The sequence below is a fragment of the Caldivirga sp. UBA161 genome, from assembly GCF_002506515.1.
In the GTDB taxonomy this organism is placed as follows: Archaea; Thermoproteota; Thermoprotei; order Thermoproteales; family Thermocladiaceae; genus Caldivirga.
Genome location: NZ_DAXS01000036.1, coordinates 239 through 10,892, shown reverse-complemented (window position 1 = coordinate 10,892; position 10,654 = coordinate 239). Strand labels below are relative to the sequence as shown.

Sequence of the window (10,654 nt, the reverse complement as noted above, 5' to 3'; positions counted from 1 at the left end):
CTCATCCTCCTCCAAAGCCCTCAAAAACCTCCTCTTCTCCTCAGGACTAAGACTCATCCCAACAGTAAAACAAACAAAAACAAATAAACCTTACGCAACCGTAATGCTAACATTACGTATTCCTGGCAATCAAAGGGCACTAAGTGATTAAACATGAGGTACTGTGTTACTTACTTTGCACACTTGATCATTATGAATCAATGAATTATGATTGAAAACCGCACGGCTAAGTTATTGAGAGCTAGCTTATTACCTTAAATATGCGGTTAACTGAAACCTCAAGAGTTGTAAAATCCACGGTATTAGCCGCTGGGTTAGGGACTATGCTTGACTACTATGACTTCCTACTAGCCGCCAATGCGGCAGGTACAGTGTGGTTAAGCCAATATTTTGAGCCAGCCTTCAAAATACCGGGTATTGCATTATCCTTAGCAATGGTCACTTACGCTGTAGCCTACGTTACTAGGCCTCTTGGGGCATTTATATTTGGGCATATTGGTGATAGGGTGGGTAGGAGGTATACTTTAGTTTTAACATTATTACTAGCCTTCGCATCAATGGTCATAATGGGATTAACCCCAACGTATAGTCAAATAGGTATATATTCCATTATGCTCCTACTCATATCTAGGTTAATACTCGGCATAGGCTTCGGTGGGGAGTGGGGTGGTGGCGCCACATGGATTAGTGAAGTAATGATGGCTAATGGATGCAGTAACCTGGGATTCTGGGGTGGAGTATTTCAGGCCTTTGCAACAGTGGGCATTGCTTTAGCATCATTGGCCTTCTCATTTTCATCACTATTAATGCCTCATCAATTCTTCTACTCATGGGGGTGGAGGATACTATTCCTGGTTGGAGCCGCAGTAATAGTGATTGCAGCCATTATTAGGCATAGGTTAATTGAATCACCACTATTCATGGAGCTGGCTAAGAGGGGTGAGGTGTTGAGGTATCCCGCCATTGAAGTGTTTAAGAGGGAGTGGCTGAAGGTAATGTTGCTTGCCTTAGCTTGGTTCTACATAACTGCAGTAACCACAGTTGCCGTATTACCCTACTCAGTTACGTATGTAAGCAAGGCGTTGGGAATAGGTACATTAATGGGTATGCCAGCTAGCTCATTCATACTATTGGCTTACGCCATATCCCTATTAACGGGTGGTGTTGCATCAACGCTCATTAGTGGTTCATTATCGGATAAGTACAATCCACTATTAATCTTGGTAATTGGCTCAGTTGCAACAGGTATTATGAGTGTATTATTTTACCCATTATTAGCCACAGGTAACCCAGCCGTGATACTCATCACCTTTGAGGCTTACATGGCCTCTGAGTACATGGGTTTTGGTTCATTACCGAAGTTATTCACCCTATTATTCCCAACAGTGTATAGGTATTCCGGTTCAGGGTTAGCTTACCAATTGGGTGGTTTACTTACTGGGTTGGCGTCAGGGTTAATCTTACCCGTAATCATAAGTACCTTAGGTTACTCAGCTTGGTACGCCGTATCGGCTTTAATGGCTTCAATATCATTAGCCTCATTGGCTTCATCATTAGCACTACTTAAGGTGACCCCTAAATGATGCCTCAGGAGTTAGCTCAATTACTCTTAAACTTAGTTAAGGAGGATGCACCCCTTGGTGACGCCACCACTGAGGCCATTATAGGTGATGTGGAGGTTAAGGCGGTAGTGTTGGCTAAGGAAGATGGCTACGCATGCTGCCTAATTGACTTTGCTGAGGCGTTGAGGGTGCTTGGGCTTAATGCCAATGCCTTGAAGCATGATGGTGAATACTTTAAGCTTGGTGAATCATTAATGGTACTCTCCGGTAATGCTAAATTAATTCTAGTAATTGAGAGGAGCCTACTTAACGTATTAAGCATAATACTTGGTGTGGTTAAGGCTACTAGGGAGGTTGTTGAAATGGTTCATAGGGTTAACCCAAGGGTTAAGGTTGCGGCAACTAGGAAAACCATACCATGCTTAAGGTCATTAATTAAGAAGGCAGTGGCTGTAGGTGGTGCTGATACCCATAGGTTATCATTAAGTGATGCATTATTAATTAAGGATAATCACCTAGCCATAATTCATGATGTTGAGGGAGCCGTTAAGATAGCTAGGGATAAGGCAACATTCATGCATAAGATTGAGGTTGAGGTAAGTAATGTTGATGACGCCATTAAGGCAATTAAGGCTGGGGCAGATGCAGTACTCATAGATAATGTTACGCCAACTCAACTCAAGCAAATAATAAATACGCTTGAGGCATTAGGCCTACGGAATAAAGCCATAATAGAGGCATCTGGTGGAATTACACCAAGCAATATTATTGAGTATGCTGAAGCTAACCCAGATATAATCAGTACAAGCTACATAACAATGAAGGCTAAACCCATTGATATAAGCCTTGAAATCACCACGTAAGTATATATGATTAATGAACTCTAAATGCTGAATTTATTCAATTAATTCATTAAATATTGTATTTATTATAGTGATAATTTTTATAAATTAGCTTAATCATTTAGATTAATGGTTAATGATGAAGCCTTAACCTTTCCGGGAAACGTAATGATAGAGTACATTGGGTTAATGCGTGAGCTAATAGAGGCCTCAAGGGGGTTAAGGAAAGCTAACCTAATTATACGTGACGTTAATGTGGTTGATGTTGCTGGTGGGCGCATAGTGGAGGGTTTATCAATTATAGTGTACTCTAAATTCATAGCTGCATTAACTAAGTCAAGTAAGGATGGGGGCTATGTGGGTTTAGGCACGAGGATTATTAATGGGCGTGGAATGTACGTAACCCCCGGCTTCATTGATGCCCACGTGCATATAGAGTCAAGCTTCCTGGCACCTGTTGAGTTCGCTAAATTGGCGTTAAGGCATGGTACTACACTCATTGTTGCTGATCCACATGATATAACTAATGTAGGCGGCGTGAATTACCTCATTAACTTCGCTAAGAGTGCAATTAACTTACCGTTGAAGATACTCATGCAGATTCCACCCTGTGTCCCACCAACTAACCTTGATGTTGATAACCCAGGGGCGGTACTTAAAGTTGAGGATATTAATCAATTAATCAACACTGGGCTGTTTCATAGCCTTGGGGAATTCATGGATTACTCATCAGTAATTAAGGGAGATGAGGATTCACTGGCTAAGATTAAATTGGCGCTGGGGCATGGTATGATGGTTTACGGCCACTTACCAAGCGATGATGAAGATGCCTTAAACGCCTATTCAGTGGCTTCACCATCATCATGCCATGAATCAATTAACGTAGGTGGAGCCTTAGAGAAATTGCTTAGGGGTATGTGGGTTATGCCTAGGTTTGGTACAGCATGGAGGGATGCTGAAGCTATTATACCTGAATTAGCTAAGAATAGTCATGGTATTAGTAGGCTAATGCTAGTTACTGATGATGTTTCAGTCACCGACCTTGTTGAGAGGGGGTATATGGATTATGTTGTTAAAAGGATTATTGAGCATGGAATTGACCCAATTAATGCGTTTAGAATGGTTACTGTGAATCCTGCAACATACCTAAGGTTAGATAATCTAATTGGTTTAGTGGCACCAGGTAGGGTAAGTGACTTAGTGTTGTTAAATAATTATGAGGAAGCCAGCATTAATACAGTGGTGGTTAATGGGGAGGTGATTTACCATGATGGCCAAATACTACTTAAGGATTATGATACCAATAAGTTAAGCAACTTAACATTAATGGAAAGCCCATTCAATATCCCTAAAATCCATAATTTAAGTGACTTAGCCATAGGGGTAAACATGAGCAGCGGCACTGCATTAGTGTTGGCTGCAGGGATACGGTATGGCATTACCGTTACTAAGAAGGTTAAGGTGGAGGTTCCTGTGGTTAATGGATTAATTAACCCTAACCCATTTAATGATGTATCATACATTGCAGTGATTGATAGGTATCGTGGGAGGTATATTGGTAAGGGCTTCATACATGGCTTAGGCCTCAGGACTGGGGCTATAGCTCAAACAATAGGGCGTGATACACATAATATATTGGTGCTTGGAATGAACCTAAGCGACATGTTAATCGCCTTAAGGGAGCTTGAGAAATTAAGGGGTGGTATCATTACAGTACGTGATGGCGAAATTAAATGCAGGGTACCCCTTAAGCTTGGCGGCCTAATGAGTAGTGAACCCTATGATAAGGTTTACAGAGAGGTAAAGTGCGTTGAGGATTTCCTCCAGGCTGGAGGTGTTACTGAACCAAGGATGGCGCTCTTCCATATATCACTAATGCCAGTAATCGTAATACCTGAAATTAGGATTACGCCAAAGGGTGTGGTTGATGTTAATGAGGGGCGCGTGGTTAATCCTGTGTTGAATTTATATTAAATTAAATTATTTAAATAAATAATTTAATTAATAACGTTAACTATGAACGTAAAATTTAAAAATATTTAATCATACACATTAATGATGGAGGATAATCCCCCAATATTCATCAGGGAATCCACAGGCCTAGTCAAGGAGGCTGGGCTCTGGGATGCAGTGTCAATAAATGTTGCAAACATGTCCATAGGAGCAGCATTAGCCACAATAGGCTTCACACTAGTAGCTTTACCAACCATACTTGGTGTTAACTTAGTTTACGCATCCTTAATTGCAGCAATTCTAGCATTACCCCAGGTAATAGTGTATTCAATTCTAGTTAAGTATATACCTAGGGTTGGTGGTGATTATGTATGGCTTGGTAGGGCTCTAGGCCCTAAACTAGCCTGGTTAACCAATGGCCTAGTGCTTGGCTTTGTTGTTCAGGACCTAGCCTACTACGCATTAATATCCTTCGCTGCGGTTTTTCAACTTAAATCCATATTACCAATGCTTGGTGTTAATGCGTCATTATCATTAACTGAGGAGATTATTATTGCGGTAGCCTTCTTCTCAATAATAATCTTAACCAACATACTGGGTACTAGGCATGGAATTAGATTAATGACTGCATTAACCACAGTGTCCTTAATTGGGTTACTAGTGGCTATAATTATCCTCTTCATAACGCCAAGAACTCAAGTAATTAGCTCAGTATCCTCGCTCCTTCCACAGGGCTACACGTACTCTAAGGTATCCCTCAGTTATGTGGGGCCTGAATTCACCATTAACAGTACTTTAATGCTCCTCCCATTCTTCGCAATATACGTTTACCCATGGCTTAATGCGGGGCCAGCAATATCAGCTGAGATTAAGGGTAGGGGTGCTTTGCATTGGAATATTCCCATAGCCTTCCTATTAGCATTACTCACATTAACCATAGGCTTTGAGGCTATGTATTATTCGCTTGGGTTTAATTTCATTAATGCTGCCTTATCTAACCCCAACATTAATGGCTTAATTAACGGTAATGTTAACTTCTGGACAATAGCAATGGCGTCATCCCACAACACTGCGTTAAGTTGGTTAATAGGCATTGCCTCAGTCACCTGGTACCTATCCCTACTCGCCTACGGGGCAATAGTGGCTGTTAGGTACTGGTTTGCGCTTGCCTTTGATAGGGTTTGGCCAAGCTTCTTCGCCTACCTGAGCCCAAGATTTGGGACGCCGGTTTATGCGCATTTATTTGATTTGGGTGTTTCATCAGCCTTAATAATTGCTGCTGGCTTATTCTACGGTACATTTACTGCACTATACGGTGCCACTGTTGGCGCATTATTATACTTCATGGCAGTTGGAGCTGCTGCAGTATTAATGGGCGTTAAGAATTCGTTAAAAATCAGTAATACATCTAGGATTACCCTGATTATTGCCGGCTCATTAACAATAACTGTGATGGCTTACCTAACTTACCAATTCCTGGAGTACCCAAGCATTTGGGGTGGTAATTGGTTAGCCTACGGTGTGGTAATTGCGGCAATACTACTTGGCATCACATTATATGCCGCATCAAGCTACATTAATAGGAAGCGGTATGGGATAGATGTATCAATGGCATATACTGAGATACCGCCGGAATAATGATTGATGGTTTAATTAACTATATTGGCTTAGTGAATTCATATATAGATTATTTATACATGATGATATTATTTATTGGTTTTAATCATTGCTACGAAAGGTATATAAAGCCTTAACCCTAAGGAGTACTCAGGTGAGTGAAATGAGTATAAGATCAATAATAGGTATGGGTAAGGTAATGAGAACGAACGGGAAAGCAATTAACGCCAATGCAAGCCACGGCAACGTTAAGGGATTAAATATACGCAATGCTGGGGAGAACACTATTAACGCAATCATAGTGCCAAGCTTTAATACGCCAATAGTATTCGTTTATGATGAGAGGAATAGGGCGTATAAAATACCTTAAGGTTTTAGTTATAGGGTTAATTCTAAGATTAGTAAGTGAGGATAATGAATGTTAAGTTATCTGCTTGGTAGAGTAATTTAAATACCTATGATTATGCATGCTTCAGTAAAAATTATTACTTTAATTTCCCTTATGGAGAAAAACTTTAATACTAGCAAATAAATTTACATATTATGGGTATACTTAATAGCTTTTCATACCTTAGCTTTGATTATGTGCATTCCACTGACTGGACTATGAGTACTGCTGATGATAATTACGTATTCCATGTGATTAATGCTTATGTTGACGCCTCAAGGGATACTATTCTTGAGTTTGCAATACTTAAGGTTTGGGGTAAGCGTGATCTTAAGCACCTACTGAGGGTGCTTAGTAGGCATAGGAATATTAGGGGGATTGTTTCCCTTAGGCCTCTTAATGATGGTTACCCTAAGAATGTTCAAGTTGCACTTAAGGGTGATGCTGCTGATAGTACTAGATACATGGCGCATGTCCTGGGAGGGATCGAGATTAAGGCAATATATGAGAATGGTATAGAGCATTGGGGATTCCTATTCCCTAACGATGAGTCAGCTAGATCATTCCTAACGATGGTGGGTAGGAGGGGGATTATTAAGAAGTATAAGTTAGAGAACGCCGATATGGATAATGTAATGGCTAATGCCTTAAGGAATGCAGTACTATTACTGACGCCCAGTGAATATAAGATAGCTAAGATAGCGTACAGTAAGGGTTACTTTGAAGTACCCAGGTTGATTAAGCTGGATGAATTAGCCAAGGAGTTAGGCTTATCCAAGGCAACCATTGACGAATACATTAGGAGCGCTGTGCGTAAAATACTTGAACACATATTCACTGATGAAGCTTAAGCATTAGGCTTCAATGAATTTTAACCTAGATTATCAGCATAATATTATTTCCCTAGTTTCACAGCCGCATGAAGGAATAAAAGTGGAGTAAATTGAACATAGTCTTATGGTTAAGGAGGGTGAGGAGGCGCCTAACTTTGAGTTAAAAGATAATAATGGGGGTGTTGTTAAGTTAAGTGACTATAGGGGTAGGTGGATTGTACTCTACTTCTTTCCCAAGGCCTTCACCTCAGGTTGTACTATTGAGGCTAGGGAATTCTCTAGGTTATGGGATGAGTTTGAGGAGATGAGCGTTATTGTACTTGGTATAAGTACGGATCCTGTTGAAACTCAGAGGAAGTTCGCTGAGAAGTATGGTGTTAGGTTTAAGCTGCTTAGTGATTATGATAAGAGCGTATCTAAGGCGTATGGCGTATTAAGGGCAACTGGTACAGCTGAGAGGGTAACCTTCATAATTAATCCGGAGGGTAAAATAGTTAAGGTGATTAAGGGTGTTAAGCCTAATGAACACCCTCTTAAAGCCCTAGAATACTTGAGGGCAGTAATTAAGGGCAATTAACACTATGCTTCATTATCATGAGGCATTAGGTTTAAACCTTAATTTAATCCTCCTCAATAACCTTAACCCCCAGTAATTTAGCGAACTCCTTAACCTCCCTCCTAAAGTCCCCATAGATTAACACCCTATGGTAACCATTATCAACAACCCACCTCTCAGCCACCTTACCGGCATCACCTGAGGCAACCAGCTTAGTTGCACATAATTGCTTCCAGTAAATGTTATCCACAGCCTTAGCGGTATGAATACTTAAAATCCCTGTAATTGGGTTAAAGCCCATTACAGTTACAGGCTCATTGACGGGTAATTTAACGTGTATTGAAGCATGCTTACTACCACCATGGGCATCAGTAATAATGTAGGGGGCCTCAGGCTTATCTGAACCATGGGGGTTAGTTGGCGCGTAGCAGTGCCAGTAAATGAACCTACCGTTAACCACATCAACCCCTGGGTCATTAACGAAGCCAGGCCTATTGAAGAGGTACTTACCGATTAATAGGGGTATTATTGAGTATACGTCAGCCTCACAGACCGGTATAATGTCCTCATACCAAAGCTGCATGTAGCCTAGGCATGGCCAAGCATCAATTATGCCTGTGCTAACGTTCATAATGCAGTCGAAGGCCATTACATTAGCCCCAGTATCCCTTAAGGCAGCCTTCATGGCTAGGTAAAGCCTAGCCGCCTTAACAACATCAGCCCTTGATGGGTCAATGAATTGAGACGCAGCCTTAATCCACCTCTCAGCCCAATCCTCAGCATCCCTTGAATCAACCACATTATAGTACTTATCAATGAATTCCTTAAGATCCATGAATATGAAGGAGACTCCAAACCTCCTCTGAAGCTCAGCAACAGCCCTAGAAACCTCAGTGGCGTTTGGGAATGCCCAATTCATGTAACTTATGAGGTTCCTAGCGGTTACCAGTAGGACCTTACTCCCCCTAATTTTATCAAGGGCTATAAGGTACTTAACCTCATCAACAACACCCCTACTTAAAACATCCTCAGTAACCACACTAAGAATTGGGTAACCCTCCCTAACCGCATCAGCAACATCAATTAGGAAATTGGGTGAACCCTCCATGGATTTAGCAATGTAGAGTATGGGCTTACCACTCTTCAAAATAACCCTAACCACGCCCTGAGGCATAACTCTAGCATTAAAGATGAGGAAACCTGACGCATCAGCTTCAGATTTAAGTAAGGTTAAGGCGTCACTAACACTATTAACATTATATGGCTTAAACTCAACATTAGGGTAGGCATCCTTAAGAACCTTCATAACTTCATCCCTACTTAGGAATTCAGGCTCAAAGGACCCTAGGAAGACCACCGGTATACTAACCATAGAATCAATATTTACTCAACCCCCTTAAAAGCATCAACTAAGCTGTAGGCACCCAACGCGTTTAAGAGGGGTTCATTAATACTTCATACCTGTACTTATTAAATCAGTAAACATATTCATAATGCAATTGAGTGAATACTTAAAAGTAGAATATGCCTTCATGAAATTATGGTTAAATCCTTTACACTCAGGGTTAGGCCTATCGTCCTCAAGCCTAGTGTGGAGTTTTTAGGTGAGGAGCCTGCTAAGGTTGGTTATTGGGGTTTTGTGAGGAGTAGGGGTGATTATGAGGGTGAGTTGAAGGCTATTGGCAGTGACCTTAATAATATTGTTAATGATTTAGTTAAGGAGGGTTACTCAATTAGCCTTGAACCCATCCTTGAGCTTTCAAGCATGGATGAATTCATGAATCATGCAGATGAGTTAAGGGGCGTACACTTAGCAATACTACTTCCAATATTCCCAATAGCCCTTTACCAGTATCCTGAGAGGAGTATTTTAACCGCATTACTCTCCATTGTTGATTACGCTGCCGTCTACGATAAGTTCAGTGAACACTTTTACTCCGGTACACTCTTCGCACCACCACTTTACCAGAATCTTGCCTCAATTAGGCCTGATTTAGCTAGGAGGATTGTTTTAGCTGAGGGTGACTTGAACCTAGTTAAGTCAACAATGAGGGTTGCCTACGCATTGGAGAGGCTTAAGAATACTACAGTGGTTATGGTTGGTGAACCGAATTACGACTTCGGTGGTTGGGCTACGTTAGCTAAGGCCACATCAATGTTTGGGTTTAGGGTTAAGCACATTACGTACTCAAGATTCGTAAACGACTTTGAGGCTAAGCTTAAGGATCCTGAGGCAGTTAAGGAGGCTGGGAGGATTGCTAATGATTATGTGGCTAAGGGTAAGGCTGAGGCTAATATTAGGGTTAAGTACGAGTTACCTGAACCAGATGAGGATAGGAGGATTAAGGCTGGGGCATACTACCTAACACTCATGGGCTACCTAAAGGAGGCCGACTCAGATTGGGCCACAGTCAACTGCCTTAGCGTCAATACTTTAGGTAGGGTTGGGGCTACTCCATGTATGGCGTTCAGCATTATGAATGATAGTGGCTTAGTTGGTACGTGTGAGGCTGACCCAACTGCAATGATTACCCACTACTTATTGAGGTGGATTGCTAATAAGCCCACTGCCTTCTACGACCCGACAGTAAACATTGGTGAGGGTAAGTTAATACTGGCTCACTGCACATCACCAACAAGGATGCTTGGATACGGTGTGGAGGGGTTTAGGTACATTGCAACAACACACCATGAGTCAAACACTTCAGTAGCCCCAAAGGTCCTATATGAGGCAGGTGTAGTGACTATAGCTGGCCTATCCCACGACTTAAGTAAACTACTGATAATTAGGGGTGAGGCAACTGGCCCAACATTCCTAAGGATATGTAGGAATCAGGTTGAGGTTAAGGTTAATGAAGCTAAGGCAGCATTAGAGAATTGGCAGGGATTCCACTGGGTTATGG

Annotated in this window: 9 protein-coding genes; 8 read left to right on the top strand and 1 reads right to left on the bottom strand. The window is 41.5% G+C overall.

Going from position 1 to position 10,654, the window contains the following annotated elements; translation table 11 throughout:
- The first annotated feature begins 260 nt into the window (after positions 1–260).
- From BP896_RS04060 to BP896_RS04030, 7 genes are all read left to right on the top strand, one after another.
- On the top strand, positions 261–1,583 hold the full coding sequence (locus BP896_RS04060; protein ID WP_291765945.1) for an MFS transporter: 1,323 nt from the start codon (positions 261–263) through the stop codon (positions 1,581–1,583).
- Positions 1,580–2,425 (top strand): carboxylating nicotinate-nucleotide diphosphorylase, encoded by an 846-nt coding sequence (gene nadC, locus BP896_RS04055; protein ID WP_291765942.1) that lies wholly within the window; start codon positions 1,580–1,582, stop codon positions 2,423–2,425. The genes BP896_RS04060 and nadC overlap by 4 nt, the downstream gene beginning before the upstream one ends.
- 108 nt (positions 2,426–2,533) lie before the next feature.
- The gene (locus BP896_RS04050) at positions 2,534–4,378 is read left to right on the top strand and encodes an adenine deaminase C-terminal domain-containing protein (protein WP_291765940.1); all 1,845 of its coding nucleotides are present in this window, start codon (positions 2,534–2,536) and stop codon (positions 4,376–4,378) included.
- Positions 4,379–4,459: 81 nt separating this feature from the next.
- Positions 4,460–5,995 (top strand): APC family permease, encoded by a 1,536-nt coding sequence (locus BP896_RS04045; RefSeq protein WP_349681928.1) that lies wholly within the window; start codon positions 4,460–4,462, stop codon positions 5,993–5,995.
- Positions 5,996–6,137: 142 nt separating this feature from the next.
- Positions 6,138–6,344 carry a hypothetical protein gene (locus tag BP896_RS04040; RefSeq protein ID WP_291765937.1) on the top strand — a complete coding sequence of 69 codons (207 nt, stop codon included), beginning with the start codon at positions 6,138–6,140 and terminating at the stop codon, positions 6,342–6,344.
- Positions 6,345–6,559: 215 nt separating this feature from the next.
- A complete protein-coding gene (locus BP896_RS04035; RefSeq protein WP_291765934.1) occupies positions 6,560–7,213 on the top strand; it encodes a helix-turn-helix domain-containing protein in 654 nt (217 codons plus the stop codon).
- A gap of 106 nt (positions 7,214–7,319) precedes the next feature.
- Entirely contained in the window at positions 7,320–7,772 is a 453-nt protein-coding gene (locus BP896_RS04030; protein WP_291765932.1) for a peroxiredoxin, read from the top strand.
- A gap of 43 nt (positions 7,773–7,815) precedes the next feature.
- Here BP896_RS04030 and BP896_RS04025 read toward each other — a convergent pair whose 3' ends face one another.
- Positions 7,816–9,123: a fucose isomerase gene (locus tag BP896_RS04025; RefSeq protein ID WP_291765930.1), complete on the bottom strand. Its 1,308-nt coding sequence runs from the start codon at positions 9,121–9,123 to the stop codon at positions 7,816–7,818.
- A gap of 168 nt (positions 9,124–9,291) precedes the next feature.
- Here BP896_RS04025 and BP896_RS04020 point away from each other — a divergent pair.
- The coding region (locus BP896_RS04020; RefSeq protein WP_291765929.1) for a hypothetical protein at positions 9,292–10,654 on the top strand (1,363 nt) is incomplete at its 3' end.

Excerpts from the sequence above, each read along its gene's own strand:
- BP896_RS04060 (WP_291765945.1), top strand. The coding sequence starts at position 261 with ATGCGGTTAACTGAAACCTCAAGAGTTGTAAAATCCACGGTATTAGCC.
- nadC (WP_291765942.1), top strand. The coding sequence starts at position 1,580 with ATGATGCCTCAGGAGTTAGCTCAATTACTCTTAAACTTAGTTAAGGAG.
- BP896_RS04050 (WP_291765940.1), top strand. The coding sequence starts at position 2,534 with ATGGTTAATGATGAAGCCTTAACCTTTCCGGGAAACGTAATGATAGAG.
- BP896_RS04045 (WP_349681928.1), top strand. The coding sequence starts at position 4,460 with ATGATGGAGGATAATCCCCCAATATTCATCAGGGAATCCACAGGCCTA.
- BP896_RS04040 (WP_291765937.1), top strand. The coding sequence starts at position 6,138 with ATGAGTATAAGATCAATAATAGGTATGGGTAAGGTAATGAGAACGAAC.
- BP896_RS04030 (WP_291765932.1), top strand. The coding sequence starts at position 7,320 with ATGGTTAAGGAGGGTGAGGAGGCGCCTAACTTTGAGTTAAAAGATAAT.
- BP896_RS04025 (WP_291765930.1), bottom strand. The coding sequence starts at position 9,123 with ATGGTTAGTATACCGGTGGTCTTCCTAGGGTCCTTTGAGCCTGAATTC.